The organism is Stenotrophomonas sp. YJH_SMC_40 (assembly GCF_059368615.1).
The window spans coordinates 12,909-38,729 of the sequence record NZ_JCAFRX010000013.1 but is presented as its reverse complement, the minus strand read 5'-3'; the positions used below and the strand labels follow the sequence as shown (position 1 = coordinate 38,729).

Annotated in this window: 24 protein-coding genes and 7 tRNA genes; 19 read left to right on the top strand and 12 right to left on the bottom strand. The window is 66.2% G+C overall.

Annotation, left to right across the window (positions count from 1 at the left end; translation table 11 throughout):
* Positions 1-23: 23 nt before the first annotated feature.
* The 9 genes from AC5P6X_RS19740 (at position 24) to AC5P6X_RS19700 (ending at position 7,903) form a co-directional block, all read left to right on the top strand.
* Complete coding sequence (locus AC5P6X_RS19740) at positions 24-797, top strand: YggS family pyridoxal phosphate-dependent enzyme (protein WP_005410056.1); 774 nt, start codon at positions 24-26, stop codon at positions 795-797.
* Complete coding sequence (locus AC5P6X_RS19735) at positions 794-1,495, top strand: glutamine amidotransferase (protein WP_005410057.1); 702 nt, start codon at positions 794-796, stop codon at positions 1,493-1,495. Before AC5P6X_RS19740 ends, AC5P6X_RS19735 begins: the two co-directional genes overlap by 4 nt.
* Complete coding sequence (locus tag AC5P6X_RS19730) at positions 1,492-1,716, top strand: hypothetical protein (protein ID WP_005410058.1); 225 nt, start codon at positions 1,492-1,494, stop codon at positions 1,714-1,716. The genes AC5P6X_RS19735 and AC5P6X_RS19730 overlap by 4 nt, the downstream gene beginning before the upstream one ends.
* A 94-nt stretch (positions 1,717-1,810) precedes the next feature.
* Positions 1,811-2,317 (top strand): hypothetical protein, encoded by a 507-nt coding sequence (locus AC5P6X_RS19725; RefSeq protein ID WP_108270420.1) that lies wholly within the window; start codon positions 1,811-1,813, stop codon positions 2,315-2,317.
* A 124-nt stretch (positions 2,318-2,441) separates the two neighbouring features.
* Entirely contained in the window at positions 2,442-2,951 is a 510-nt protein-coding gene (locus tag AC5P6X_RS19720) for an RNA polymerase sigma factor (RefSeq protein WP_012480592.1), read from the top strand.
* A complete protein-coding gene (locus AC5P6X_RS19715; RefSeq protein WP_108270419.1) occupies positions 2,948-3,874 on the top strand; it encodes a FecR family protein in 927 nt (308 codons plus the stop codon). The genes AC5P6X_RS19720 and AC5P6X_RS19715 overlap by 4 nt, the downstream gene beginning before the upstream one ends.
* Positions 3,875-3,938: 64 nt before the next feature.
* Positions 3,939-6,410 (top strand): TonB-dependent receptor, encoded by a 2,472-nt coding sequence (locus tag AC5P6X_RS19710; protein ID WP_164221533.1) that lies wholly within the window; start codon positions 3,939-3,941, stop codon positions 6,408-6,410.
* The gene (locus AC5P6X_RS19705) at positions 6,397-7,197 is read left to right on the top strand and encodes a ChaN family lipoprotein (protein WP_099606040.1); all 801 of its coding nucleotides are present in this window, start codon (positions 6,397-6,399) and stop codon (positions 7,195-7,197) included. Before AC5P6X_RS19710 ends, AC5P6X_RS19705 begins: the two co-directional genes overlap by 14 nt.
* A complete protein-coding gene (locus AC5P6X_RS19700; protein ID WP_059034705.1) occupies positions 7,190-7,903 on the top strand; it encodes an energy transducer TonB family protein in 714 nt (237 codons plus the stop codon). The genes AC5P6X_RS19705 and AC5P6X_RS19700 overlap by 8 nt, the downstream gene beginning before the upstream one ends.
* Here AC5P6X_RS19700 and AC5P6X_RS19695 read toward each other — a convergent pair.
* The 8 genes from AC5P6X_RS19695 to AC5P6X_RS19660 all read right to left on the bottom strand — a co-directional run bounded on the left by AC5P6X_RS19695 (position 7,900) and on the right by AC5P6X_RS19660 (position 17,954).
* The gene (locus tag AC5P6X_RS19695; protein ID WP_005410065.1) at positions 7,900-8,334 is read right to left on the bottom strand and encodes a RidA family protein; all 435 of its coding nucleotides are present in this window, start codon (positions 8,332-8,334) and stop codon (positions 7,900-7,902) included. The two genes, AC5P6X_RS19700 and AC5P6X_RS19695, sit on opposite strands and share 4 nt — an antisense overlap.
* Positions 8,335-8,514: 180 nt before the next feature.
* Complete coding sequence (locus AC5P6X_RS19690) at positions 8,515-9,417, bottom strand: cation diffusion facilitator family transporter (RefSeq protein WP_329757001.1); 903 nt, start codon at positions 9,415-9,417, stop codon at positions 8,515-8,517.
* 28 nt (positions 9,418-9,445) lie between these two features.
* Positions 9,446-11,734, bottom strand: coding sequence for an Orn/Lys/Arg family decarboxylase (locus AC5P6X_RS19685; RefSeq protein WP_099606041.1), 2,289 nt, complete (start codon positions 11,732-11,734; stop codon positions 9,446-9,448).
* Positions 11,735-11,754: 20 nt separating this feature from the next.
* Positions 11,755-13,107, bottom strand: a complete 1,353-nt coding sequence (gene adiC, locus AC5P6X_RS19680) for an arginine/agmatine antiporter (RefSeq protein WP_099606042.1) — start codon at positions 13,105-13,107, stop codon at positions 11,755-11,757.
* A 76-nt stretch (positions 13,108-13,183) separates the two neighbouring features.
* Positions 13,184-14,617, bottom strand: a complete 1,434-nt coding sequence (locus AC5P6X_RS19675; protein WP_329757000.1) for a DcaP family trimeric outer membrane transporter — start codon at positions 14,615-14,617, stop codon at positions 13,184-13,186.
* A gap of 512 nt (positions 14,618-15,129) precedes the next feature.
* A complete protein-coding gene (dsbG, locus tag AC5P6X_RS19670; protein ID WP_005410070.1) occupies positions 15,130-15,972 on the bottom strand; it encodes a thiol:disulfide interchange protein DsbG in 843 nt (280 codons plus the stop codon).
* Positions 15,973-16,002: 30 nt separating this feature from the next.
* Positions 16,003-16,806, bottom strand: coding sequence for a TlpA disulfide reductase family protein (locus AC5P6X_RS19665; protein WP_049451717.1), 804 nt, complete (start codon positions 16,804-16,806; stop codon positions 16,003-16,005).
* An 80-nt stretch (positions 16,807-16,886) separates the two neighbouring features.
* Positions 16,887-17,954, bottom strand: coding sequence for a GlxA family transcriptional regulator (locus AC5P6X_RS19660; protein WP_005410072.1), 1,068 nt, complete (start codon positions 17,952-17,954; stop codon positions 16,887-16,889).
* A gap of 187 nt (positions 17,955-18,141) precedes the next feature.
* On the opposite strand from AC5P6X_RS19660, the gene AC5P6X_RS19655 reads away from it, so the two are divergent.
* From AC5P6X_RS19655 to AC5P6X_RS19625, 7 genes are all read left to right on the top strand, one after another.
* Entirely contained in the window at positions 18,142-18,552 is a 411-nt protein-coding gene (locus AC5P6X_RS19655; RefSeq protein ID WP_005410073.1) for a heavy metal-responsive transcriptional regulator, read from the top strand.
* Positions 18,553-18,641: 89 nt separating this feature from the next.
* Positions 18,642-18,717: transfer RNA gene (locus AC5P6X_RS19650), tRNA-Ala, on the top strand.
* Positions 18,718-18,771: 54 nt separating this feature from the next.
* Positions 18,772-18,847: transfer RNA gene (locus AC5P6X_RS19645), tRNA-Glu, on the top strand.
* Positions 18,848-19,031: 184 nt separating this feature from the next.
* Positions 19,032-19,107: transfer RNA gene (locus tag AC5P6X_RS19640), tRNA-Ala, on the top strand.
* A gap of 49 nt (positions 19,108-19,156) precedes the next feature.
* Positions 19,157-19,232, top strand: a tRNA-Glu gene (locus tag AC5P6X_RS19635).
* 45 nt (positions 19,233-19,277) lie between these two features.
* A tRNA-Ala gene (locus tag AC5P6X_RS19630) sits at positions 19,278-19,353 on the top strand.
* A 47-nt stretch (positions 19,354-19,400) separates the two neighbouring features.
* Positions 19,401-19,476, top strand: a tRNA-Glu gene (locus AC5P6X_RS19625).
* 165 nt (positions 19,477-19,641) lie between these two features.
* Here the strand turns inward: AC5P6X_RS19625 and AC5P6X_RS19620 are convergent.
* Positions 19,642-20,058, bottom strand: a complete 417-nt coding sequence (locus AC5P6X_RS19620) for a GNAT family N-acetyltransferase (protein WP_005410074.1) — start codon at positions 20,056-20,058, stop codon at positions 19,642-19,644.
* Between the two features lie 77 nt (positions 20,059-20,135).
* Here AC5P6X_RS19620 and AC5P6X_RS19615 point away from each other — a divergent pair, with 77 nt between their 5' ends.
* Complete coding sequence (locus AC5P6X_RS19615) at positions 20,136-21,092, top strand: SOS response-associated peptidase family protein (protein WP_049448866.1); 957 nt, start codon at positions 20,136-20,138, stop codon at positions 21,090-21,092.
* Positions 21,093-21,102: 10 nt separating this feature from the next.
* Here AC5P6X_RS19615 and AC5P6X_RS19610 read toward each other — a convergent pair whose 3' ends face one another.
* Positions 21,103-21,483 carry a response regulator gene (locus tag AC5P6X_RS19610; RefSeq protein WP_005410076.1) on the bottom strand — a complete coding sequence of 127 codons (381 nt, stop codon included), beginning with the start codon at positions 21,481-21,483 and terminating at the stop codon, positions 21,103-21,105.
* Between the two features lie 132 nt (positions 21,484-21,615).
* Here AC5P6X_RS19610 and AC5P6X_RS19605 point away from each other — a divergent pair.
* Positions 21,616-21,701 (top strand) — tRNA-Leu (locus AC5P6X_RS19605).
* Between the two features lie 200 nt (positions 21,702-21,901).
* Positions 21,902-23,335: a GGDEF domain-containing protein gene (locus AC5P6X_RS19600; protein ID WP_088436254.1), complete on the top strand. Its 1,434-nt coding sequence runs from the start codon at positions 21,902-21,904 to the stop codon at positions 23,333-23,335.
* Here the strand turns inward: AC5P6X_RS19600 and AC5P6X_RS19595 are convergent.
* The gene (locus tag AC5P6X_RS19595; protein WP_088436255.1) at positions 23,332-25,158 is read right to left on the bottom strand and encodes a methyl-accepting chemotaxis protein; all 1,827 of its coding nucleotides are present in this window, start codon (positions 25,156-25,158) and stop codon (positions 23,332-23,334) included. The two genes, AC5P6X_RS19600 and AC5P6X_RS19595, sit on opposite strands and share 4 nt — an antisense overlap.
* A gap of 254 nt (positions 25,159-25,412) precedes the next feature.
* Positions 25,413-25,673 carry a GNAT family N-acetyltransferase gene (locus tag AC5P6X_RS19590; RefSeq protein WP_322888701.1) on the bottom strand — a complete coding sequence of 87 codons (261 nt, stop codon included), beginning with the start codon at positions 25,671-25,673 and terminating at the stop codon, positions 25,413-25,415.
* Between the last annotated feature and the right edge of the window lie 148 nt (positions 25,674-25,821).

Below are 25,821 nucleotides of genomic sequence, written 5' to 3'. Positions count from 1 at the left end.
CGCCCTGCATTGAAGGTGCCCGCATGCCCCTTGCCGCCGCCGACTGGCCCGTCGCCCAGTCCGTTGAACAGATCGCCACCAACCTGGTCACGGTGCGCCAACGCATCGCCGATGCCTGCGCCCGCGTCGGCCGGGACCCGGCCAGCGTGCGCCTGCTGCCGGTCAGCAAGACCGTCGATGAAGCCCGCATCCGCATGGCGGTGGCCGCAGGCTGCCACGAACTTGGCGAGAACAAGGTGCAGGAGGCACAACGCAAGGCCGAAGCGATGGCCGACCTGGGCGTGCACTGGTCGGTGATCGGCCATCTGCAGACCAACAAGGCGCGCTACGTGGCACGCTTTGCCAGCGAGTTCCAGGCGCTGGACAGCCTGCGCGTAGCCGAGGCCCTGCAGCAGCGCCTGCAACTGGAAGAGCGCACCCTGGATGTGTTCGTGCAGGTCAACACCTCGGCCGAACCCAGCAAGTACGGACTGGAACCCGACGCGGTCGAGGCCTTCGTGCAACAGCTGCCAGCCTTCGATCGCCTGCGCGTGCGCGGCCTGATGACCCTGGCCATCTTCACCCCCGACGTCGAGCGCGTGCGCGCCTGCTTCGTGCGCCTGCGCGAACTGCGCGACCAGCTGCAACGCACCGCCCCGCCCGACCTGGACCTGTCGCAGCTGTCGATGGGCATGTCCGGTGATTTCGAAGTGGCCATAGAGGAAGGTGCCACCGTGGTCCGCGTCGGCCAGGCCATTTTCGGCGCCCGCGCCACCCCGGACAGCTTCTACTGGCCGAACAGCGGAGCCCCGGCATGAAGCACGCGGTTGTCCTGCAGCACGTTGGCTTTGAAGACCTCGGCACCCTGCAGCCACTGCTGTTGGCGCAAGGCTGGCAGCTGCAGCTGCTGCAGGCCGGCGTCGATGCGCTCGATGACGCCGAAACCGCCGACCTGCTGGTCGTGCTGGGCGGTCCCATCAGTGCCAATGACACAGGGACCTACCCCTTCGTCAACGACAGCATTGCCCTGCTGCAGCGCCGGCTGCAGCGGCAGCGGCCTACCCTCGGCATCTGCCTGGGTGCACAGCTGATGGCGCGCGCACTCGGTGCCAGTGTCGCTCCCAGTGGTGGCAAGGAAATCGGCTTTGCGCCACTGCTGCTGACCGATGAAGGCCAGCGTTCTCCGCTGCAGTCCCTGCAGGGCATTCCGGTACTGCATTGGCATGGTGAGGCGTTCGAACTTCCGGCCGGCGCACGCCGCCTGGCCAGCACGCCGGCCTGCCGTCACCAGGCGTTCGCCATCGGCAGCCACGCATTGGCCCTGCAATGCCACCCGGAACTGGATGCCCGCCAGTTCGAGCGCTGGCTGATCGGCCACACGCTGGAGCTGGCCCAGGCCGGCATCGATCCCAACGACCTGCGTGCGCAGGCGCGTCGCTATGGCGCACCGCTGGCAGCGGCCGCCACCGCGATGTTCGACCATTGGCTGCAGGATCTGCCGGAGACACCGCAATGAACTACCGATTGCAGATCCACCGCGATGGCGCCCACTGGGGCCACTTCGACTGCAGCGGCCCCGATGCCCTGCAACGCATGGACGCCATTGCCGCACAGCTGCCTGCCGATCAGGGCTTCCAGCTGAAACGGCAGAAAGGTGTCGGCGAAGAGCGCATCCTGTCCAGCAATGCCGATGGCCTGCGGGTACTGGCTTCGCAGATCCAGTACCGCGACATCTGACCCGATGGTAGTGCCGGCCGCTGGCCGGCATCCGGATCTTCCGGCCAGCGGCCGGCACTACCGCGGCTGTTCGCCCGCGTGCAAAGCTTCACGCATGTTGACCCTGCAACGCGGCAACCACCACGGACTGCTCATCGCCCCGCGCTGGCCCTCCACCCGCATCCAACTGGAAGAAGAGGTACTGCAACGCCTGCTCGACGCGCAGGCGATGCTGCCTGCCGGGTTGCGCCTGCTGCTCACCCGTGGCTTCGAACCCGGCCACAGCCGTCTCGGCGGCTTCCGCCGCGCGGTGCGATGGCTCGGTATTGCAGTATTCCGCACCTGCTATCCACAGCGCCGCGATGAGATCGATGCCATCTTCGGAGCCAACGGCCACGACATCAATGGCCGTCATATCGATGTTTCACTGGTACTGCACGGCAAGCGGCTGCGGCTGCTGCCCCTGGGCGTGTTCACCCCACCGCGCTGGCAGGATCGTCGCGTCACCCACCATGCCGAAGCGGTCGCGCGGGTGAAGCGCAGCCTGCAGCACTGCGGCTTCGAGCTGCACCACAATCCCACCGAAGCGCTGCAGATCCACTGCGACTATCGCCCGCGCTGACACCGCGGTGACCCATGCGTGCCGTGCTTCGCGCCATAGATGCAAATGCTTCTCTTTTGCTGTAAGGTGCAGCCGCTGCCCTTGCCGCCGCGGGCTGTTCCCTTTCCCAGTTGTCGCCCGCCCCGTGTCCACGCCTGTCGAACCGACGGATGTCGCGCAGCTGTGCGCGGCCCATTACCGGCCGCTGCACGCCCATGTCCGCCGCAAACTCCCGCAACGCAGTGACGCCGATGACGTCGTCCAGGAAACCTGGCTGCGTGTCGTCAAAGTCGCCGCCAGCGGCCTGCTGAGCAACGGCCGCGCCTATCTGTACCGTGTCGCCCACAACCTGATCGCGGATCACTACCGGCAGCGCCAGCGCCGTCGCGAAGAGGTACTGGATGACACGCAGCTGCAGGCCATCGCCGATCCTGCACCACTGCCCGAGCAGCGACTGCTCGACGCCGAACAGCTGCGCCACCTCGACGCGATCGTCGCCGCGCTGCCACCGCGCTCGCGCCAGGTGTTCCTGCTGGCGCGGGTTGAACAATTGGCGCTTGCCGAGATCGGGCGCCAGCTCGGCATCAGCCGGCAGACTGCGCACGGCCATCTGCTGCGCGCCCTCGTCGCCCTGCAGCAGGTGCCCGGCGCATGAGCCAGGACGCGATCGCGCGTGAAGCCGCACGCTGGTGGCTGGACGGGCACGACGGTGACCGCGACGAGAACGCGTTCGACCAGTGGTACCAGGCCGACCCCCGACATGCCGCGCAGTACCAGTATCTGCAGCACCTGTGGCAGGCAGGCGCGACGCTGCCCAGCCTGCAGCGGCAACAGCAGCGCAGGCAACGCCGTCGCCTGCGCGAAGCCGGCATTGCGGTTCTGTTGCTGTGTGCGCTGGGTCTCTACAGCCGCCATGCCTCGCCGCCGGTGGCGCAGGTACTGCGTACGGCCGCTGGCGAGATCCGCAATGAGACCCTTCCGGATGGTTCGCATGTCCTGCTGTCACCCAGCAGCGAAGTGAAGGTGCGCATCGATGGGCAGCGCCGCCAGCTCCAGCTGCAGCGTGGCCAGGCCTGGTTCCAGGTCGCCGCCGATGCCGACCGGCCCTTCCAGGTACACACTCCGCAGGGCACCGTCACTGCACTGGGGACCGCATTCGATCTTGCCGTGCAGGGCAACAGCAGCGTGGTCACCGTTACCGAGCATCGCGTGCGCGTGGACAGCGGCAACGCCAGCATGCTGGCCAACGACGGCGAGCAGCTGCGCTTCGATGGGCAGTCAACAGCCGATGCAACAACCACCGCCCCGGGAACACTGGCCTGGCGCGAACGGCGCCTGCACTGGGTCTCGGCCCCGCTGGCCGACGTCACGCAGGGCCTGGACCGCTGGCACGGCGGGCACACATGGGTCATCGGCGAGCAGCTGCGCCAGCAGCCGGTCACCCTGCTTGGCAGTGCCGACGGCGCAGCCAGCAACCGCGACCAGTTGGCCACTCAGTTGCAGGTGCGCGTGCTGCGCCTCGGCGACGGCGTACAGGTGTGGCTGCCGCCACGCAGGGAACGGCGTGATGGACCCTGACATCCGGCCTGCGGCTGCGTCTACCCAGGATGACGACGCTCTGCGTCAGCCCCTGGAGCCCCCGATGCTGTGCCCCCGCCCCCTTGTCCTCGCCCTGTCGCTGGCCTGCGCCAGCACCGTTCCCCTGCTGCCAAACAGCGCCCACGCGCAGGCCGCCACTCGAAGCTACGATCTGCCCGCCCAGCCACTGGCGGCCGCGCTGGACGCCTACAGCCGGCTGACCGGTGTCGATCTGGTGATCGGCGCGGCGCTGCCCCCAGGTCATTCGGCGCCTGCGCTGCGCGGTGACTTCGACGATGCGCAGGCCCTGACGCGCCTGCTGGCAGGCAGCGGCCTGCGCCCGCGCTTCGTGGATGCGCGTCGTGCCGCCCTGGAACCGGCGCCGGCCGAACGCGCCGATGGCAGCCGCCGCACCGGCCCGCTGCGGGTGCAGGGTACTACCGCACACGGCCAGGCACCGGGTGCCGGCGCCAGCCAATATGTACCGGCCACCCGCGATGGCTTTGCGCCCTCGGTCGGCAGCGAGCGCGTGGCGATGGCCGAACGCCAGGAAGGCAACAGCCTGCTGCGCTCGATGCCTGGCACCCACAGCTTCCATTCGCGCAGCCAGCCGGGCCTGCAGGTCAACATCCGCGGCATGACCGGTGCTGGCCGGGTCAACACCATGATCGACGGTGTCACCCAGACATTTCGCAACAATGCCGGGCATGGCTCGGGTGGTCCGTTCGCCTATGTCGATCCTTTCCTGCTGGCCGGCGTGGACGTGCAACGCGGTGCGGTCGCCGGTGGTGATGGTGCGGGTACGCTGGCCGGCAGTGCCAACTTCCGCACGCTGGATATCGACGATCTGCTCGGTGAGGGCCGTGACTGGGGCCTGCGTGCAGGCTATCGCCACGGCAACAACGGCTACGGCAGCGGCCGTACCTTCGCCGGTGCCTGGCGCCACAGTGAAGAGGGTGGCGACCGCCAGTTCGGCCTGCTGGCCGCTGCCAGCAGCAGCCGCAGCAGCGAATACGCGACCGCGCGTGGGCAGAAGAACAACGCCGACCCGGGCAGCCAGCAGCCCAGCAGCTGGCTGTTGAAAGCACGCCTGCAGCCCAGCGACCAGCACCGGCTGGACCTGAGCCACATGCGTTACGAAAACGACTTCTACCACAACTACCCGTGGCAGATTTCCGCGCGCAACCAGCGCGCCAGCTACCACTACACACCCTATTCGCCGTGGATCGACCTGCGTGCAACCTTCGCCGGCAACAAGACCCGGCTGTTCTATCCGCCAGTGGAGGATTCCAGCTACATCGGTCGCCGCACCCACAGCAGCCTGAGCAGCTGGACCGTGGACAACACCAGCCGCTTCGACATCGGGGCACTGCAGGCGCGCTGGAACACCGGCATCAAGCACCAGTCGGACATCTATGTGGCCGACACCCCCGTCCTGCGCGGTGCCAACCCGCAAGGTCGCAGCCAGCTGGACAGCGTGTTCAGCACGCTGGAGCTGCAGTACGACATCTACGCGCTGACCGCCGGCCTGCGCCAGGACCGCTTCGGCATCCGTGGCCACATCCCGGTGTGCTCGGATGTGCCCGGCCAGTGCGCGGAGATCAACGGTGGCGGCATCGACGTGCGCCATACCCAGCGCGCACTCAGCCCCAGCCTGGCGGTATCGTGGCAGCCCACCGACTGGCTGCACCTGTTCGCAGAAGCCTCGCGTACTTCCCGCCCGCCGCGGGTGCAGGAGATGTTCTTCGAGAAGATCCCGCTGGAAGGCATGAGCGATGCCGATGGCGTGGGCGCCAACCCGTTCCTGCGCCGCGAGCGCTCGCGCAACCTGCAGTTCGGTGCCAACCTCAGCACCGACTCGCTGCTGGTCGACGGTGACCTGGCACAGCTGCGGATCACCCGCTTCGACAACCGCATCCGCGACTACATCAAGCCGCAGTACCTGCTGATCGTGCATCCGCCGGAAGTGGAACCGTTCGTGGTGCCGATCGACAGCGATCCGCAACTCACTGCCTGGACCGATGCGCTGGACGTGGACGACTTCAGCACCACCACGCGCTGGATGAACCACCCCGGCGTGGTGCGCATGCGCGGTATCGAACTGGAAGCGCATTACGCCAGCGAGCACTACCACGCCACGCTGAGCTGGACCCGCTCGCACACCAGTGCGCCGGCCATCGAGTTCGTCAACCTGGAAGACATCACCGCCCTGCCCGACCGCTACTGGACGCTGGACGTGGGCGGCCGCTGGTGGCAGCAGCGCGTGCAGGCCGGCCTGCGCGCCGAGTACTCCGGGCCGACCGAGGAAGGCTACGACTTCTTCCAGACCCGCAAGACCGGCGGCACCGGCGTGCTGCTCGACTTCTACGCCAGCTTCAAGCCCCAGGCCAACACCACGCTGTGGCTGAACATCGAAAACCTGCAGAACAAGGCCTATGACAACAATGCCTCGATCGACAGCATCTTCAGCCCGATCCTGGACCGCGGCAACGGCCGTGGCCGTACCGTCTCGATGGGCGTCAATGTGGCGTTCTAGCCGTCGCTGGCTGCCCGTATGCCTGCTCGCGCTGGCGACCGTGGCCAGCGCGCAGTCGATGCCTGGCTCAGTGATCGACCTGGCCAACGGCCGGCACCTGGACGAAGCCGCGTTCGTGGCGCGTGCGGCGGACGCCCGGAGGCTGATGCTGGGTGAGCGCCATGACCTCGCCGGAGACCACGCCGCCCAGCGCTGGCTGCTGCAGGCGCTGCAGCGGCGGCGCCCGCAGGGTTCGCTGGTGCTGGAAATGATCGCCAGCGAGCGCCAGCCACGCCTGCAGCGGGTGCAGCGCTGGCTGGCCAAGGGCAACCAGGCCGAAGGTGCACGCCTGCAGGAACTGCTGGAATGGGATACGCGTTGGCCGTGGACCGCGTATGGCGGGCTGGTACAGGATGCTGCCGATGCAGGCACGCCGCTGTTCGGCGGCAACCTGTCGCGTGCCGAGGTCAACGCGCTGCTCGCGTCCACCGAGGGCGTGCGGTTCCCGGTGGCCGCTGCCCGCCAGCGCCTGTCGGCGGTGGTGCTGGCCCAGCACGCAGACGCAGCACCGATGCTGGAAGGGATGCTGGCCGTGCAACAGGCCCGCGACACACGCATGGCACAGGTGCTGCTCGATGCGCCCGCGCCGGTGCTGCTGGTAGCGGGGCGCTGGCATGTACTGCGCGGTACCGGGGTACCGGGCTACCTGTCACCGGCTACGCCTGCGCTGGTGATCGCATTGGCTTCGCCGGGTGAAACCGTGGATGCGGCGGATGCCGATCTGCTGTGGGTGCTGGACGATGAGTGAGCGCGGCCAACACTGGCAGGCGATCGCGATCACCGCCGTCCTGCACCTGCTGCCCTTGCTGCTGTTGGTGCACTGGGTGGCAGCGCCGCCGATGCTGCCGCCGCCGGAGCAGGACGTGCGCATCAGCCTGCGCCTGCTGGCGCCGGCCACGCCGCCACAGCCCGTAGAGGAGCGCCAGGCCGACACCCCCAGCCAGGCGCAGCAGGCGCGCGCATCGCAACCGGCAAAGTCGCCCCCGCCACCGAAACCCACCGCCGCGCGCGAGGGCGAGTTGGCCGCCAGCGAAACGGGCGGGACGGGTCGAACGCCGCTGCCGGTCGCCCCGCCGGCGGCCGCGACCGATGCCAGTCCCGCACCGGCATCGATCACGGCCGCTCCGCCCGCTCCAGACGCGCCACCGGCGGACTTCCAGGCCGGCGCCGCCAGCGACCAGTGGGAAGCCCGCCTGATGGCGCGGCTGGAGCGTTACCGCTATTACCCTGCCGCCGCACGCTCGCGCCGGCAGCAGGGCACTGCGTGGGTCAGGGCCAGCATCGACCGCGAAGGCCGCCTGCTGGCTCTGCGGCTGGAACAGTCCAGTGGCCAGCCGATGCTCGATGACGCTGCGCTGCAGACCTTCCGTCGCGCGCAGCCGCTACCGCCCATTCCCGATGAACTGAAGGCACCACAGGAACTGGTGGTGCCGGTGGAGTACTACCTGCGCTAGGCGGCGTAGGCCTCCGCCTCGATCTCGAACAGCATGCCGTCCAGCGCCAGTCGCGGCACCGGGATCAGCGTGCAGGTGGGCGCCGCACGGTTCGGCCAGCGTCGCCGCACCTGGTGGGCAATGATGCCCAGCCGGTCCTCATCGTGGCCGACCACCAGGATGCGCAACCGCGCCACATCAACCAGGCTTGCCTGCGCCGAGCGCAGCGCGGTCTGCAGGTTGTCCAGCGCCTGCCCGACCTGGTCTTCGAAGCTGGGCGAGAGACGGCCCTGCGCATCTTCACCGCCCTGCCCGGCCACGTGGATCACCCGTGCCGGCAGGCGCACCACCGCCACGTGTGAGTAGCCGTTGGCCGAAGGATCGTAGAGGCCCGGTGGATTGAACAGCTCCAGCAGGCCATGGCTGAAGTCCGGTGTGGTCAGCAGGTTCATGCCGCGCGCCTCGTGGGGGTTGCCGGCAGTCTGTGACCTCAACCCCGGTTGAGGTCAAACGGATCCGGTGCAACAGACCGGTCTGCCACGCGCAACGATCACGCGATCCCGTGGAATCGAGCCTGCTCGACTTCCGCTGACGAAAAGCAGTCGAGCTATCTCGACTCTACAGAAGCGTGGTCACGTCCACGCCGGATCTGCGGTGAAATCGATGGTCAGCCAGAACGTGCTGCCCCGAGCATCCATCCTGACCGCGATCTCATCACGCATCGCATCGACCTCGCCCACCGAGCCCAAGGGCGTAGCCGGATCGGCCAGCACATGGATCTCGATGAAGCGCATCCGCCCCATCTTCGCCACGTGGCTGGTGAAACCGGCATAGCCACGCTCGGCCACGAATGCCTGCATGACCTGCTGCACGCGCCGGTCCAGATCATCCGGCGCCACCTGGAGTACTTCGCGCATGGCCTTCCACGCACTGCGCGCCGGTACCGGCAGTACCGCCAGGCTGATCAATGCCAGCACGATCGAATCCAGGTACGGCACCCAGTGGTGCCACTCACCGCCATGCAGGACCAGTGCCAGTACGAAGGCCAGCACTACCGCCAGGCTCATCAAGCCACCCAGCAGCCAGCCCCGTACATCCAGCCACAACAGCGCCGAGCGCAGGCGCCGCGCCCGCTGGGCGACGAACGCCGCCATCGCCAGGTTGCTGGCACTCAGCAGCGCCGCCCACCACAGCGCGGGCCCGAATTTCACCTCGTGTCCGCCCGTGGTCAAACCGATCACCGCGTTGGCCAGCGCATACACGCAGGCCAGCGACAGGATCACACCGCCCAGCGCCTCGACCATCGGCTCCAGGTGCCAGTAGCCGTACTGGAAGCGCGGGCTCTGTTCCCGCGCCACCAGCCGCAGCACCGACAACGACACCAGGGTCAGGGCAACGTCGACCAGGCTGTACACACCGTCGAACAGGATGGCCTGCGATCCCACCAGCAGGCCACCGCTGAAGCCGACCACGCTGACCGCGATGGTGACCCCGATCGAGAACTTCAGGATGCGTTGCTCGCGCGCGGTATCCATCGTTCGCCGAAGGGCCGACCGTCGCCGGTCAGGCCTTCAGTACCTCCACCTTGTACGAGGTCACATCGCCCTCGTTCTCGATGATGAGCCCGTGCACGTCCGACTCGAAGCCCGGGAAGCGGGCATTCTGCTCACGGGCGATGCGCAGCGACTGGATGATCGGCTCATCGCTGTCGCCAAAGCGCTCGCCCGGCATGATGGTCGGAATGCCCGGCGGGTACGGCACCAGCATGGTCGCGGCGATGCGACCACTGACCTGCTCGATGTCGACCCGCTCGATCTCGCCCTTCACCAGGTGGTTGTAGGCATCGGCCGGGGTCATCACCGGGGTTGGCAGATCCACGTACATCTCGCGCATCACCTTGGCCACCGCGAACTCCTGGTTGAACGCATGCAGCGCGTCGCACAGGTCACGCAGGCCCCAACCGGCGTAGGCATTCGGGTAGTCGGCGGCCAGCGTCGGCAGTGCCTGGCTGAGCGGCGCGTTGCGGTCGTACAGTTCCTTGAACGCCATCAGTTCGGTGACCAGGGTGCTCCACTTGCCCTTGGTGATGCCCATCGAGAACAGGAACAGCACCGAGTACAGGTTGGTCTTCTCCACGGTGATGCCGCGGCCCCACAGGAACTTGCTCAGCACCGCCGCCGGAATGCCCAGCTTGCCCATGCTGCCGTCCATCGCCAGGCCCGGGGTCAGCAGGGTCACCTTGATCGGGTCGATCAGAACATAGTCATCCACCAGGTTCTCGAAGCCGTGCCAGTGCGCATCCGGCTGCAGGTACCACTCCTCGCGCTTGGCCACCATCGGTGCCGGCGTATCGCCCTTGTCCAGACTGCGCTCGACCTGGGTCGGTTGCCACACGCTGAACCACCAGTCGTCGCGGCCGAGATCATCGCGGACATGCAGCATCGCGCGGCGGAAGGCGATCGCCTCGTCGTGCATTTCCTGTACCAGCGAACGGCCGGCATCGCCTTCCATCATCTTCGACGCCACATCGCAGGCCGCGATAACCCCGTAATGCGGGCTGGTCGAGGTGTGCATCATGAACGATTCGTTGAAGCGCTCGGCATCCAGGTCGCGCTGCGCCGAGTTGCGCACGTGGATCATCGAGGCCTGCGAGAACGCGGCCAGCAGCTTGTGCGTGGAATGCGTGGTGAAGATGATCGCATCCTGCTCGCGCGGCTTGCCCTTGGCCATGCCGTAGTGGTTCTCGTAGAACGGATGGAACGCAGCGTAGGCGTACCAGGCTTCGTCGAAATGCAGGAAGTCCACCGCGCTGCCGATCTCGTCGGCGATCTTCTCGGCGTTGTAGCACAGGCCATCGTAGGTGGAGTTGGTCACCACTGCGATGCGCGGCTTGGAGCCGGCCTTGTAGGCCTTGCTGGCCAGCGGGTTGGCGGCGATACGCTGCTGCAGCGACTCGGGCGTGAACTGGTCCAGGCTGATCGGGCCGATGATGCCATGCGCGTTGCGGCTGGGGGTGAAATACACCGGCACCGCGCCGGTCATGATCAGCGCGTGCAGCAGCGACTTGTGGCAGTTGCGGTCGACGAACACCACGTCGCCGCGGGCCACTGTGCCGTGCCAGACGATCTTGTTGGCGGTGGAAGTGCCGTTGGTGACGAAGAAGGTATGGTCGGCACCGAAGTTGCGTGCGGCCTCGTTCTCGGCGTCCTTGATCGGACCAGTATGGTCAAGCAGCGAACCCAGTTCCGGCACCGAGATCGACAGATCGCTTCGCAGCGTGTTCTCGCCATAGAACTGATGGAACGCGCGGCCGACCGGCGATTTGGTGAACGCCACACCGCCCGCATGGCCCGGCGTATGCCAGGAATAGTTCGACTCGGCCGCGTGATGGATCAGCGCCTTGAAGAACGGCGGCAGCAGGTTCTTCATGTAGTCTTCGGCCGCGCGCATCACCTGTCGCGAGATGAAGCTCTTGGTGTCTTCGAACAGGAAGATGAAGCCGTGAATGTACTTGAGCAGCTTGCTCGGCACCTTCTCGATGGTGCGGCGCTCGCCGTACAGGAACACCGGCAGGTTGGCGCGGCGCGCGCTCTGCTCGCGCAGGAAGGCGGTCAGGCGCTGGAACTCGCCATCCACCTCTTCGCTGCCATCGATCGAGATCAGCACCGCCGACGCCGCCACGTAGGTGCGGGCACCGGCACGGGCATCATCCAGGTTCAGGCCGCACAGCACGCGCTGGTCGTTGCTGCGCAGCTCTTCCACCAGGGCGCGGATCAGGATGCCGCCGATGCGCGGCGACTCGTAGTCGTTGTCGATGACAATGACCGGGTAGTCCAGGGACTTGAAGTACACGTTGATTCTCCTTGTCTAACTCAGGAACGCCGGGCGCCGGCGCTGATCGCCGAGGCCTCGCGGGCGCGCTGCCGCTGCTGGCGGCGCTCCTCGCTGAAGAAGGGATAGAACACGGTGATGAACAGCACGAACAGGAACGCGTACTGCACGATGGTTCCCGACGAGCCGTAGATCGCCCACAGGCAGTAAACGACGGTCAGGCTGGTCAGGGTCCAGAACGCACCGGTGTGGACCAGGGTGTGCGAGCGCTCGACCACGAAGTAGCAGGCCACGCACGAGTAGATGTAGGGCAGCAGGGTCAGCACCACCGCCGCCGATGTGATCACGTCGAACTGTGCCGACGCGGTTTCCGACGTGGAAGTGACCAGCACCGCCAGGGTCATCAGCACGGCCACGATCAGCACACCCTTGACCGGCACGTCGTCCTTGTTGGTCTTGCTGAAGATGCTCGGGAACAGGCCGTCATCGGAGGCCGCCTTGGCGCTCTGCGCGGTCAGCAGGATCCAGCCGCCCAGCGAACCGGCAGCGCCGATGAAGGCACACAGGCTGACCAGCGCACCGCCCCAGCCACCGACGGCCTTGGCGGCAGCCAGTGCGAACGGCGCATCGGAGGTCTGCAGTTCGCCATTGGGCACCATGCCCATGATCACCGAGGAGCTGGCGATATAGGCGATGGCAGCCAGGAACACGCCGGCCAGGGTGGCACGGGCCACGTTCTTTTCCGGGTTCTCGACCACACCAGCGGTGACCGAGGCCGACTCGACGCCAATGAAGGCCCACAGCGTCAGCGCCGCGGCGCTGGAGATCGCGCCGAAGTTCGATTCGCCGGACACGTTGTAGGCGCCCTTGAAAATGTCGGCATCGAAGAAGAACCAGCCGAAGATGGCGATGCCCAGGATCGGCACCAGCGCAAAACTGGTGGTGACGGTCTGCACGCGGCTGACGAACGCCGGACCGATCACGTTGGCGAAACTCAGCGCCCACACCAGGATCAGCACCGCGATGCAGCGCACCAGCGGCTCGGACAGGATCGGGAAGAAGTAGCTGAAATAGCCCACTGCGGCGATCGGAATGGCGACGTTGCCGATCCAGTTGGCGAACCAGTAGATGGTGTTGGTCTGGAAGCCCATGTAGGGCCCGAACCAGTCGCGCGCATAGGCGTACGGGCCGCCCGCCTTGGGTGCCAGCTTGCCCAGCTTGGCGAACACGAAGGCCAGCAACAGCGCACCGGCGGTAGTGATCAACCAGCCCCAGATCGAGGCGGTACCAATCTTGGCCAGGCTCGATGGCAGCAGGAACACGCCTGAGCCCATCATGTTGCCGGCGACGAGGAAGGTGGCTCCGACCACCCCGATTTTCTTTGCTTCTGCCATGACGATCTCCGGTACTGGCATGAGCCCGGCAGCACCGGGCGTGGGGACGGTTGCGCTGGCGTACGACCGCTGGCGCCTATTTGATGAAGTTGTATTGCAGGCTGCCCTGCACCCGGACCGTGTCGCCGCGTGCGCCGCCCTGCTGTTCCAGGCGGCCGTACAACAGCTCCATGCCCATCGTCCAGGACGGCGCGGGGCTCCAGATCAGGTTGAATACGCCGTACCGGCTCTGTCGGAAGGCATCGGCCGCCAGTGCGGCGTTCCGCTCCAGGGTCAGCTGGCCGAAGATCAGGTTCGATCGCCACAACTCGGACCAATAGTGGGTATAGCCGACGAAGCCGCCGTGCAGGTCCAACGCGTCGAGGCGGCCATCGGCACCGACCACCGCGTCCAGCCCGGAGCCGGTCAGGTCGGCGGTATAGCGGCTGAGGCCGCGTCCTCCCAGCGCACCGAACAGCAGCAGGTCGCGCTCGCCCACCGAGGCCGAGCCACTCAGCTGCAGGCCGCCGGCCATTCGCCGGTCGCGCTCGCCATCGCCGTCATAGGCCAGGCTGCGCGCCACCGCGCCCACCTGCAGGTGGCCCCAGTCGCGCTCCATGCGCGCGGTCACGGTTACGTCCGGCAGACGGTTCACCGCAGCCCGCTCATCACTGGCACCGGCAAGTTCAGTCTTCGGGCCTTCGGCCGCCACGGTCAGCGTGTTGCCCTTGCCCATCGTGAAGCTGTGGTGGATGCCGGCCACCAGCAGATAGCCGGCGCCGCCCGGCCCGGCGAAGTCCAGCGTGTCGGGCAGGCTGTCCGGGTCCATGAAGCTGGAGTAGCCATAGCCGGCATAGGTATTGCCGAGCTGTCCATAAGCATGCCGCAGGCGGAACTCGTAGCCATCGCTGCTGCCGAAGAAGTCGTTCTCCAGATAGAAGCGCAGGTTGCCGTGCGTGGTTGGACGCCGCGCCTCGAAGCTGAAGCGGGTCTGCTTGGCGTGGATGTTGAAGTTGGAGACATCGCGGTGGCTGCCGCCCACCGGCATCGACGAGGGAATGAACTGATCCTCGTCGCCGGCCGCGCGCGAATCGGCGATGGCATCCAGCTTGGCGTAACCGCCGATGCGGATCACCGTATCAGTGCCGGGTATGGCAAAGAACCCCTTCAGATCCGGGTCGGTCGGGCCCGCCGCACTGTCCGGTCGCGATGCCGCAGTGGACGGATCAGCGACCGAATCGCGCTGCGGCAGTACCGGCTGCGCCACACCCGGCACCTGGGTGCGATGGATCACGTCGGAAGGAGCGGCAGAGGCCATCGGCGCCATTGCAGGCGCGGCTGTTGCCTGCGCAGGCGCAGCATCGCGCTGCTCAAGCCGGTCCAGCCGTTGCTGCATGCCTTCCAGCGCCTGGCGCATGGCGGCCATCTCGCGCCGCAATGCCTGCGCATCCTCTGCATCACCCTGTTGAGCGTACGCCGGCGTGATCGCCAGTGCCCCCAGGCATGCCAGACTCAGTACGGCCAAACGCATTGCATCCTCCCCTGACGAACACTCGCATCACGGTTCCGGAGCGCATGCATGCGCCGCCCTGGCTTCGCGTTGCCGTTGCTGGAAATGCGGGTACTGCGTCGACGACATTGGCCAGCCTGCGCACGGCAGGCAACAGGACGATGACACTGCCCCGCCTGCACCCATGTCGACTCCATCAAGGCCGCGCTGCCAGAGAGGTGGCGACCGCAGCGGACTGGGTAACAAGCACAGAGTGAGAGTGTCGTGAATGGCTGTGCCGGCCGACCCTGATCAGGGCGTGGCGAGCGCGGCATCCATCGCGCATTGACGCTGTATTCCATGCGTCAAAGGCTAGTCTGTTTGTCGCTTTTGGCCTTGATTGGAATCAAGGCACGATGCTTGATCTCAGTCACGATTCAGACGTGACGACGAACAGACAATGCGCAAGCGGTTGTGTTCGCCTGGGGCAGGAACGCAACAGGCCCGCATGTCACCATGCGGGCCTGTGGTCTACATCATCATGCAGGCGTGGATCAGCGCGGACCAAGCACCGTCTGCAGGTCGTCGCCCTGCGGCAATCCGGCCCGGCGCTGCACCTGGCCCTGTGCATCCTGGAACAGGATGCCCGGGGTGCCCTGGAACCCCATTTCCAGCATCAACACCTGGTTGGCGTCGAGCTTGCCGGCGATCTCGCGGCTGATGTTCGGCAGCGCTTTGATGCCGCCACGGTCGAACTGGTGTTCGTTCTCCAGCAGCGCCGCGCTCGGATCACGTGCGGACAGGATGGCTGCGGCCTTGGCCGGACTGTCCTCGCGGATCACACCCACCATGATGTGGCGCAACTGTACCTTGCCGGCGTCGACCCACGGACGGGCCGCCTCCCAGAACTTGTGGCAATACGGGCAGTTGGCATCGCTGAAGGTATAGACCACACGGGGCGCGTCGGCCTTGCCATCACGTACCCAGGCGCTGGCTTCGAGCTTGGTCCACATTTTGGCCGACATCGGTGCGGCAACCAGCTTCTCGACCGCTTCGGCAGCCACATCATTACCTTCGGCATCGAACAGGCTGCCCACCAGTACGTGCTTGCCATCGGCCGTGACATAGGCCGCTGCAGGCTGCTGCCCTCCCACCACGCCAGCAAAACCGCGCAGGCCGTCCGGCGCATCGAATTCGGCAACGACCTCGAAGCCGTGCTTCTCGATGCCCTTCAGCACGGCTGGACGGTCGCCCTTGGCGGCAGATGCCGGAGCAGTCGTCGCCGACGCCGTAGCGGCCTTGCCCGGCGGCGTCTGTGCCTGGCTGCAGGCGGCCAATGCCAGCATGACCGGCAGCAGGAGCACCGCCGGGGCGGTGCGCAGGGAAATCGACAACATGGGAACTCCGTAGTGAGATGCCCGCGCAGGCTACCGCAGCCGGCGCAGTTTGTGTTCAAGGCCGGCTGCGGTCAGTTCGCCCAGGTGCAGTTCACGCAGGCGCCCATCGGCACCGAAAAAGAGCGTGGAAGGATACGCCTGAATGCCGAGCACGGTGGAAGCAGCAGCGTCATCATCCAGCAGCACGTTGCCCAGCATCAGTCGTTCGCCGGCGAGGAAACCCTGGACCTCATCCAGGGTTTCGCCCTGGTTGAGGAATACGAACTGCACGTCATCATGTGCCAGTTGTGCCGTCGCCAGCACCGGCATCTCACGGCGGCAGGGCCCGCACCATGTGGCCCACAGATTCAGCACCAGCGGCTTGCCGCGGAACTGCTGCAGATTGATACGATCGCCTTGAAGGTCCGCCACCTGCAGCGCCGGCAATGGCATCTGCCGCCCCTGCCATGCCGACAGCAACTGGCCACCAGCGACCCAGAACAACACGCCTACCAGTGCGCTCGTCAGCACCGGTGCACGCAACTGACGCCACGGCCGCAGACGCCATAATCCCCACGACAGCCCGGCCACCAGCACCACCATCAGGTGATAGCCACCATCGGTGACCTGCAGAATGCTCCAGGGCTCCGAACGATAGAGCGCGAAATTCAGCACAACAAAACTGACACGACCACACAGCAGGCCGATCAGCAGCATGTCCAGCACGATGCCTGCTGCCGACGGCAGCGGCATTCCCACTGCCCTGCGCGGCCAAAGACGGGCAACGGTCATGGCCAGCAACGAGCACATCAGGATCAACACCACCGGCATCGGTACCGGTCCAACACTCGACATCAGCCCACCTGTTCAAGTTCCACTGCCTGCATGGTCAAAGCGTCACGCCCAGGTTGCAAGCGCTCGCCCGCCCCCCATGGTCAGGCCGCACTGCGCCCCAACTGCATTCCGGGGGACGCCTGCAGGCCGCGCAGACTTCCGGCCACCGACGGCATCAACGGTCGCTCCCGCCGCTTGCAGTTGACGTGGCGGCGATAGTTGGCCGGTGTCATGCCCACGATGCGGAGGAACAGTCGCCGGAACGCGCTCTGATCAGCGTAGCCCACCCCCCAGGCCACCTCCTCGATGCCTGCGCCCTGCTGCAGCAGGGTCTGCGCCTTGGCAATGCGCAGCCGTTGGCAGTATTCGATCGGCCGCAGACCGGTCGCTCGGAGGAAGCGCCGCTGCAGGGTGCGCGGTTCCAATCCGGAAACCTCGCAGATTGCGGCCAGAGTGGCTCCTCGTGCCGCAGTGGTATGCAGCCAGCGCTGGGCCTTCAGTACATCGCGGTCACCGTGGGCGAAGTTGGCACTGAAACGCTCAAGATCCTGCTGGATTCCTGCGGGCACGACGATCCCGAGCTGTTGCGCGACCGCGCTCGCCACGCCCTGCCCGTGCAGCCGGTACAGCAAACGCAGCCCGAGGAAACGCCAGGCCTGCGATCCGCCAACCGTCAGCAGATCGCCATCGTCGACCAGCGCCCGCTCACTGGGCACCCAGCTCACCGCCTGCGCCTGCAACCCTGGATGTCGCCCCAGATCGGGGCCGCTGACCGTTCTTCCGGCCAGCAGTCCCGCACGGGCCAGTACACCGACCCCGTCGCTGGCAGCAGCCAGCAGGCTGCCCCCGTCATAATGGGCCCGCAACCAGTCCAGCAGGACCTCTTCGGCGCGCAGACAGGCTCCGGGGCTGATCTGGCCGGGAACCGCGATCACCGCGGGAATGGCGGCGTCGAGCATTTCAGCACCCGCGATGCGGTGTACACCGGTCTGGCTGGCGGGAACGATCCAGCGGGTGACAAGCACACGCTTGAAGGGTCGGCGCTGCTGTTGGGCCAGGCGGTTGGCGACATGGGCCATTTCGGCCAGCACAGAGGCGGCGGAGGGGTCCCCTCCCGGATATTCGACCACCGCAACCTCTACGAATGCTTCGTTCCTGACTCCCTCCACAGACCACCTCCTCGGTTCGTTGCAGGCCATCGAACGGCCGGTTCAGGCGAAGGGTAGGAACAGGCCCATCTGCGGGGCTATGAAGAAAGTTGCAAAGTGGGCTGAATGCGCGCACCGAGCTGAAGCCTTGACTCTCGACCAGACTCCAGGCTTCACAATGGCCGGCAGGATCCGCAGGAAAGCTGCCATGAACATTGGACAACTGGCCCGTCAGGCGGGCGTGCCGATCGATACGGTCCGCTATTACGAACGGCAGCAGCTGCTGCCGACGGCGGCGCGCTCGGCCGGGGGTTACCGCATCTTCGGCGAGCCGGATCTGCGCCGGCTGCGCTTCATCCGCCGCGCCAAGGCACTGGGCTTCAGCCTGGAGGAAATCGGAGAACTGCTCGCGCTCAGTGATCACCACCAGCAGGACATGGGCAGCGTGCGTGACACCGCGCAGGCCCGCCTGCAGGACATCGCACAACGGATGGCCGAACTGCAGCGCATGCACATCGCGCTGTCGCAGCTGGTCGACGCCTGCCCCGGCCATGGCGCGCTGGACCAGTGCCCGATCCTGGCCGCTCTGACCGACGACACCACCGCCGCAGGCGACTGACATCGGCTTCGCAACACGCGTGAAGAAAAGTGCAACAAATGCTTGCCAACCCCCTGGGGCAAGGCTATTATTTCGCTCCTCAGCGACGTGGGGCCATAGCTCAGCTGGGAGAGCGCCTGCATGGCATGCAGGAGGTCAGCGGTTCGATCCCGCTTGGCTCCACCAATCTTTCGGCATTAGGCCGTCGAAAGGTCGCTAAAGAACATTGATGAGAATTGCGTCCCCATCGTCTAGAGGCCTAGGACATCACCCTTTCACGGTGGCGACCGGGGTTCGAATCCCCGTGGGGACGCCACTCATCACGAACAACGAGGACCCGGCCGATAACCGGGTCTTTTTTGTTCACCGCCTACCGGTATTCAGGGTGTGGCGTTGCGGTTCCCCTGCCCTCGTGGCTGCGGTTGAACCGGAACGAAAAAAGTTCAAAAAAGACTTCCACAAACGTGAACACGCAGGTATGATAGGCGGCTCGGTAACACGGGGCCATAGCTCAGCTGGGAGAGCGCCTGCATGGCATGCAGGAGGTCAGCGGTTCGATCCCGCTTGGCTCCACCACTTTCGACATTAGGCCGTCGAAGGTTCTACAACTTGAAGTTTTTCGTGCGTCCCCATCGTCTAGAGGCCTAGGACATCACCCTTTCACGGTGGCGACCGGGGTTCGAATCCCCGTGGGGACGCCAGTTTCAAAACGGACTCTGCTCCCGGCAGATCATCCGGAGTTTCATGGGGCCATAGCTCAGCTGGGAGAGCGCCTGCATGGCATGCAGGAGGTCAGCGGTTCGATCCCGCTTGGCTCCACCACTTCGACATTAGGCCGTCGAAGGATCTACAACTTGAAGTTTTCGTGCGTCCCCATCGTCTAGAGGCCTAGGACATCACCCTTTCACGGTGGCGACCGGGGTTCGAATCCCCGTGGGGACGCCAATTCTTGAAAACCCTGGCTTCGGCCGGGGTTTTTCTTTGCCTGGGATTCCCGGGAAGGCCCTGTCCACGCATGGCGTGGATCTACTGCAGGGCCGGGATGGATCCGGCGGCCGGTTGGCCCAGTAGATCCATGCCACGCATGGATGGCCTCAGCCTGAACACAGCTCAGAACCGGCGATACATCCCGATCGATGCAGGTGCGGTGGGTGCGAAACCAAACTGCGCGTACAACCGGTGCGCTTCACCATCGGCCAGAAGGCTGACGTATGCAGACGGCGGCAGGTTCGCCTGCATCCAGCCATCCAGGCGACGCATCACTTCCTTGCCCAGGCCCTGCCCCTGCAGGCGCGGCAGCACCGCGATATCACAGACCTGCAGGTGGCACCCACCATCGCCGACGATGCGGCCCATCGCTACCAGCTCATTGCCCTGGTAGGCGCACACGCCATACAGGGTATTGGGCAGCGCGCGTGCCGCCGCCTCCTGGCTCTTGGCACTGAGGCCCGCCAGCACACGCAGCTGGCAATAGTCTTCGACCGTGGGGACAGCCTCGCGGAACTGGCAGCTGACGGAATCATTCATGCGGTATCTCCCTGTAGGTCGGGCTATCCTGCCGCATCCACGTCGCAACGACTGCGACCCAGGCCTGCAGAGTTCCCATGTGCTATTCCGCCCTGATCCGCGCTGACTACGCCAAGCTGGTCCGCGAGTTCGGTGCCATCCTGTCGCTGGAGGAGTTCGCTGAGCTGTACGCGCACGATCCCGGCAAGAAGCGGCCGAAAACCCCCAAGGCCATGGACGACGGCTTTGCCGGCGCGCGCACCGAACAGGGTCGCGACATCGTCGCGAAGATCCAGCAGTGGCATGCGCAGGAACGCCAGGCTCTGGAGGCGGAGCTGGCCCGCCAACGCGAGCGCCGCGATATCGCCCACGCGACGCTCGCCATCCGCCCTACCCAGAAGGCACGCAACGACCTGCGCGTGGCCGGCAACCGCATCGAGCGCGCCCAGGCCCGGCTTGAGGACCTGCACCGGGTACAACTACTGCCGCGCGACAACCGCATTTTTCCCGGCACCTACGCGCCGGTGATGGTCAGCGAGAGCGGTCGACGGGTGATCAAGCCGATGCGCTACCAATGCCGGCTGCCGGACAAGCCGGCACGCAACGACGTGCTCTACCCCGGCACCTACAACGCACGACGCGACAGCCTGGAAGGCTATTGGCGCGGCGCGTTCGGCCTTCGCCACGGCGTTGTCGTGGTGCAGGCGTTCTATGAGCACGTACCACGCCACGCGATCGCAGGGCGCGCGCTTGGCGCCAGTGAAAAGGAACAGGATGTGGTGCTGGAGTTTCGCCCGGACCCGCCCCGCGACCTGCTTCTGGCCTGCCTTTGGGCGGAATGGGAGGGACCGGAAGGACGCCTGCTCTCATTCGCCACGATCACCGACACCCCGCCACGCGATGTCGCCGCGGCAGGTCACGATCGAGGCGTGATACCGATCCGCAGGGAGCATCTCGATGCGTGGCTCAACCCCGATCCGGACAACCTGGCCGGGCAGTACAGCATCCTCGACGACCGCGAGGACATCCGTTACCTGTACGAAGAGGCCGGCTGAAGCGCCGTTCTCACGCCGTTGCGCTGGAACGGCCCACCGCACGGCTCAGCGCCCGGGTCAGGTCCGCCGACAGATACGGCTTGACCAGCAGTACTCCGGACAGCATGGACTCGGGCAGCTGCTCAGCCAGCATTCCGGTGGCAAGCACGAACGGTACGCCTCGCGCCGACAATGCTGCCGCCACCGGCTCGCTGGTCTCGTTGCGGGCCAGGCGATAGTCCAGCAGGGCCACATCGGGGACCGAGTCTTCCAGCACGCGCAATGCTTCAGCCACGCTCGCCGCCAACCCGACCACGGTCGCGCCGGCATGCACCAGCTGCATCTGCAGCAAGGCTGCGCTCATCTCGTCGTTCTCGACCACCAGCACCCTCAGGTCCTGCAACACTGTCATCGGCTATGGCTCCTGGAGGCATTCAAGCCGGCGCAGTATAGCCATCGCAGAGCCGATGCCGACAGGAAACGCCTCGATCTGCCTTGCCCCTATGAAAGCCCTGCCCTCCTCGGTTACACTCACACGCTGCCTGCCGGTGTGGCGGAATGGTATACGCAGCTGACTCAAAATCAGCCGGGGGTGACCCCATGAAGGTTCGAGTCCTTTCACCGGCACCACAGCATCAAAGGCCAGGTCCATGACCTGGCCTTTTGCTTTTCAGGCGATGCAGGCCCATGTAGCCGCTCCGGTGTCACTGTGCTGACGCAAAACTGCGACCGTTGACAGGGTTGCCGCAAGACGTAGTGCACACTTTTCTTGCCAGCCTCACGTACATCTGCCTATCGTGATCCCGCCGGATCCGGGGGTGGGGGACTGCATGACGTTGCGTGCTGCACTGTTTTTTCTCGTCACGCACGCGCTCGTCATTGCCTTTGTCGGCCCGCAGGACCCGGTCGGCTCCTACCTGATGCTGATCACCGCCCCGCTGCTGGCTGCACTGGCCTGCGTACGGCGTGCACGTGTCAGCCAGGCGGCCTGCCAGTGGCGACTGCTCGGCGCGGCCGTCGGCCTGTTCTCTCTCGCGCTGCTGGCGCTGCTGTACCGCAATGTGGCCGGCCTCGCCCCTGCGCAGATGACCGCCTCAACACTGATCCTGTACGTGTTCTACCGGATCCCCCTGACCTACGTCGCTGCAAGCCCGGGCGGCGGGAACCGCTACATCCGTGCGGTGGACCTCGGGATCATTGCCCTGCTTTGGCTGCTGTACTACCTGCATGCGCGGGCCATGGCGCCGCTGAACACCGCCTTGTGGACGCAGTGCCTGAACACCATGAGCGGCGTGCAGAACAGCCTGGTGTTCTGCTTCGCACTGATCCGTTTCCTGGCCGAGGACGATCCGGACCGCCGCGATTTTTTCCGGACGCTGACGATCTACGCGCTGGGCTACTTCCTGCTGGCCTTCTACATCAATACCTATCAGCCGCAGGTGCCCGACGGCAATTGGGGCGACCTGCTGATCAGTGGACTGTTCGTGCTGCTGGCCACCCTGGCGGGCAGCCATCGTCGCTGCCCGGCAGTGGAGGTATCCCGCAGCCTGCGGCGCATCGTCGATGCCGGCGTACCACTGATGCTGCCCTTGCTGCTGATGCTGGTGGCGCTTCTGGTCGCGCGCCTGCAGCCGACCCTGGCCACGGTCGGCTTCATCGGCTCCCTGCTCGGCTATGCGCTGCGCAGCGTGCTGAGCCAGATCGAGATCCAGCGCCAGCGCGATGAACTGGAAACGCTGGCGCGGCGCGATCCGCTGACCGGACTGGGCAACCGGCGCAGCTTCGATGAATCGCTGGATCGGGCCCACCGCCGCGCGCGCCGCCAGGACCAGGGCCTGGCGGTACTGATGATCGACATCGACCACTTCAAACGGCTGAACGACACCTACGGCCACCCGGAAGGTGATCGGCGCCTGCGTGCCGTCGCCGGCATCCTCGATGGCTGCCTGCAACGGGGCGACGATCTGCTGGCCCGCTATGGCGGCGAAGAGTTCATCGCCGCCCTGCCCTCGCCCGATGCCACCCACGCCCTGGGCCTGGGCGAACGGCTGCGCGCTTCGGTCGAAGCCGCAGCCCTGCCCGCCCCCGTGGCCACCGTCACCATCAGCATCGGCGTGGCCTGGCAGGCACCCGGCGAAGACGGCGATCCGCGCGGCCTGGTCGAACGCGCCGACCAGGCCCTGTATCGCGCCAAGCATGCCGGTCGCAACTGCGTACGCGGCGAGACCGAAACCAAGGAAGAACAGTCCGGTCGCCGCGCCTAGACCGCATGCAGCGCCGCCGCTCCGTGCCGGTGCCCGGCACCGCCCTGCAAGCGGAAGCTGGCCACCGTCTGCAGCAGCTGCGCCGACTGCTCTTCCATGCTGCGTGCTGCCGCCGACGCCTCCTCGACCAGGGCCGCGTTCTGCTGGGTGCCCTGGTCGATCAGATCGACGGCATGGTTCATCTGCTGGATGTCGTCGCTCTGCTGCTGCGAGGCAGTGCTGATTTCGGTCATCAGGTCGCTCACCCGGCGCACGTTGGTCACGATCTCGTCCATGGTGCGGCCCGCGCTCTCAACCTGCGCCGTACCGGCACCCACATTGGCAACCGACTCATCGATCAGGTGCTTGATCTCCTTCGCTGCGCTGGCCGAACGCTGCGACAGCTCGCGGATCTCGGTGGCAACCACGGCAAATCCACGGCCGTGTTCACCGGCACGCGCCGCCTCCACCGCTGCGTTCAGCGCGAGAATGTTGGTCTGGAAGGCGATGCCGTCGATCACCCCGATGATGTCGACGATGCGCCGCGACGAGGCATTGATCACCGCCATCGTCTCGACCACCTCATGCACCACACTGCCGCCGCGCGCAGCGACATCGGCGGCTCCACCGGCCAGCTGGCTCGCCTGGCGCGCGTTGGTGGCGGTGCGCTGCACGGTCTCGGCCAGGCCCTTCATCGACACCGCGGTTTCCTCGAGCGAAGCCGCCTGCTGCTCGGTGCGCTGCGAGAGGTCGCTGTTGCCCTGTGCGATTTCAGTCGCGCCGACCGCGATGGTGTCCGCGGCGAACTTGATCTGGCCGATGATCGCGGCCATCGCCTCGACCAGCGAATTCACGCCTTCGCACAGTTCGGCGATCGAGCCATTCTTGTCGGCGGTGGCCACGCGCTGGGTCAGATCGCCCTGCTTGGCCGCGGCCACCACCTCGCGGGTCTGCGCCACCGCGCGCTGCATGGCCTGGTTTTCATGCACCTGCGCGGTGATGTCGGTGGCGTACTTGACGACCTTGAACGGCTTGCCATTGAGGTCCAGGATCGGGTTGTAGGATGCCTGGATCCAGACCTCACGCCCGCCTTTGCCAAGGCGCCGATACTGGCCGGCGTCGTATTCGCCGCGCCCCAGTTTCTCCCAGAACTGGCGATATTCGATGCTGCTGCGATGCTCGGGCTCGACAAACAACGAATGGTGCTGCCCGCGCACTTCGTCCAGGCTGTAGCCGGTGGCGGCCAGGAAATTGTCATTGGCCGACAGGATGCGGCCATCCATGCTGAACTCGATCACCGCCTGCGACTTGGTGATCGCGGCCAGTTGCCCCGCCGAGTCGGCCGCCTGCAGCTTCTGCGCGGTGATGTCGGTCGCGAACTTGACCACCTTGTACGGCCGCCCCTGGCGGTCCAGTACCGGGTTGTACGAGGCCTGGATCCAGATCTCGCGCTGGCCCTTGCCGAAGCGGCGGTACTGTCCGGCGTCGTATTCGCCGCGCCCCAAGCGCGCCCAGAAGTCGCGGTATTCGGCGCTGCGCGCCAGCTCGGGGTCGACGAACACGGAATGATGCTTGCCCTGGATCTCCTCCAGCCGGTAGCCCATCGCCTGCAGGAAATTGTCATTGGCCTGCAGGATGGTGCCGTCGAGCGCGAACTCGATGACGGCCTGCACGCGATGCAGCGCGGCCACCTGCGCTTCCAGCTCGGTGCGGTCGGTCATCGCCTTCTCTGTGCCGGTGCGTTGCTGCGGCGCCAGTACGCCAAGCAGCGCACGCCACGGCGACCAACGGGTGTGCAGCTCGGCCGGCGCCTGCGCGCCTGCCGTGAAGCCTGGAATAAGCATTGTCTGATCCTCGGTGTCCGGTAAGCGGTTGTGACCCGACGGGCGGGATGCCCGGCGGCAACATCAGTTGCCAGGGACTACAGGTGCCAACGGCACCTCTCGAGCGACTGCCAAGAACGTCTGCTGCGGGTGCGATCGGCATCTGGGAGCGGCGGAACACACTGCGCGGACCGCCCATCGGGGGCAGCCTGGGGTCCTGCGGCGGGTGACTGGAGCGGGATCCAGAGGGAGTATCGGCGATGCCGTCAGCCGCTTTAGCGGGATTCCGCGACGTCCGTCGCAACTCCGTGCATTGCAGCCGGAATGCGGTAGACGATTGCCGTGTACTTCACGCCCTGCTCACGTGCTACAGGCAGTCCCCCGAGGGACTCAGCGAGGGAACGGCTGGACCGGTTCTGCTCGGCCACCGGATAGCGGAACGCAGCACAGCGCAGGCGCCCTGAGGCGGCCGACCACACCGCCGCCACGGCTTCGCGACCATAGCCGTGCCCATGCATCATTTCTGCGATCCAGATGCCCAGTTCGGGTTCTGCGTCACGGGCTCGATGCAGGCCTGCCAGGCCAAGGAATACACCGGGGCGTGAACGGCCGGAGGTGCAGCCGCGGGCTGTCGATGGTCCAGTCGTCGGACGTCATGTTCTGCATTGCCTGGGCGCTGGGTAC

Bases quoted from the DNA above. Each gene is read 5' to 3' on its own strand.
- AC5P6X_RS19665 (WP_049451717.1), bottom strand. From the start codon at position 16,806: ATGTCGAGTGTTGGACCGGTACCGATGCCGGTGGTGTTGATCCTGATG.
- AC5P6X_RS19740 (WP_005410056.1), top strand. From the start codon at position 24: ATGCCCCTTGCCGCCGCCGACTGGCCCGTCGCCCAGTCCGTTGAACAG.
- dsbG (WP_005410070.1), bottom strand. From the start codon at position 15,972: ATGTTGTCGATTTCCCTGCGCACCGCCCCGGCGGTGCTCCTGCTGCCG.
- AC5P6X_RS19730 (WP_005410058.1), top strand. From the start codon at position 1,492: ATGAACTACCGATTGCAGATCCACCGCGATGGCGCCCACTGGGGCCAC.
- AC5P6X_RS19615 (WP_049448866.1), top strand. From the start codon at position 20,136: ATGTGCTATTCCGCCCTGATCCGCGCTGACTACGCCAAGCTGGTCCGC.
- AC5P6X_RS19675 (WP_329757000.1), bottom strand. From the start codon at position 14,617: ATGCGTTTGGCCGTACTGAGTCTGGCATGCCTGGGGGCACTGGCGATC.
- AC5P6X_RS19600 (WP_088436254.1), top strand. From the start codon at position 21,902: ATGACGTTGCGTGCTGCACTGTTTTTTCTCGTCACGCACGCGCTCGTC.
- AC5P6X_RS19735 (WP_005410057.1), top strand. From the start codon at position 794: ATGAAGCACGCGGTTGTCCTGCAGCACGTTGGCTTTGAAGACCTCGGC.
- AC5P6X_RS19725 (WP_108270420.1), top strand. From the start codon at position 1,811: ATGTTGACCCTGCAACGCGGCAACCACCACGGACTGCTCATCGCCCCG.
- AC5P6X_RS19595 (WP_088436255.1), bottom strand. From the start codon at position 25,158: ATGCTTATTCCAGGCTTCACGGCAGGCGCGCAGGCGCCGGCCGAGCTG.
- AC5P6X_RS19715 (WP_108270419.1), top strand. From the start codon at position 2,948: ATGAGCCAGGACGCGATCGCGCGTGAAGCCGCACGCTGGTGGCTGGAC.
- adiC (WP_099606042.1), bottom strand. From the start codon at position 13,107: ATGGCAGAAGCAAAGAAAATCGGGGTGGTCGGAGCCACCTTCCTCGTC.
- AC5P6X_RS19700 (WP_059034705.1), top strand. From the start codon at position 7,190: ATGAGTGAGCGCGGCCAACACTGGCAGGCGATCGCGATCACCGCCGTC.
- AC5P6X_RS19690 (WP_329757001.1), bottom strand. From the start codon at position 9,417: ATGGATACCGCGCGCGAGCAACGCATCCTGAAGTTCTCGATCGGGGTC.
- AC5P6X_RS19705 (WP_099606040.1), top strand. From the start codon at position 6,397: ATGTGGCGTTCTAGCCGTCGCTGGCTGCCCGTATGCCTGCTCGCGCTG.
- AC5P6X_RS19695 (WP_005410065.1), bottom strand. From the start codon at position 8,334: ATGAACCTGCTGACCACACCGGACTTCAGCCATGGCCTGCTGGAGCTG.
- AC5P6X_RS19620 (WP_005410074.1), bottom strand. From the start codon at position 20,058: ATGAATGATTCCGTCAGCTGCCAGTTCCGCGAGGCTGTCCCCACGGTC.
- AC5P6X_RS19710 (WP_164221533.1), top strand. From the start codon at position 3,939: ATGCTGTGCCCCCGCCCCCTTGTCCTCGCCCTGTCGCTGGCCTGCGCC.
- AC5P6X_RS19655 (WP_005410073.1), top strand. From the start codon at position 18,142: ATGAACATTGGACAACTGGCCCGTCAGGCGGGCGTGCCGATCGATACG.
- AC5P6X_RS19610 (WP_005410076.1), bottom strand. From the start codon at position 21,483: ATGACAGTGTTGCAGGACCTGAGGGTGCTGGTGGTCGAGAACGACGAG.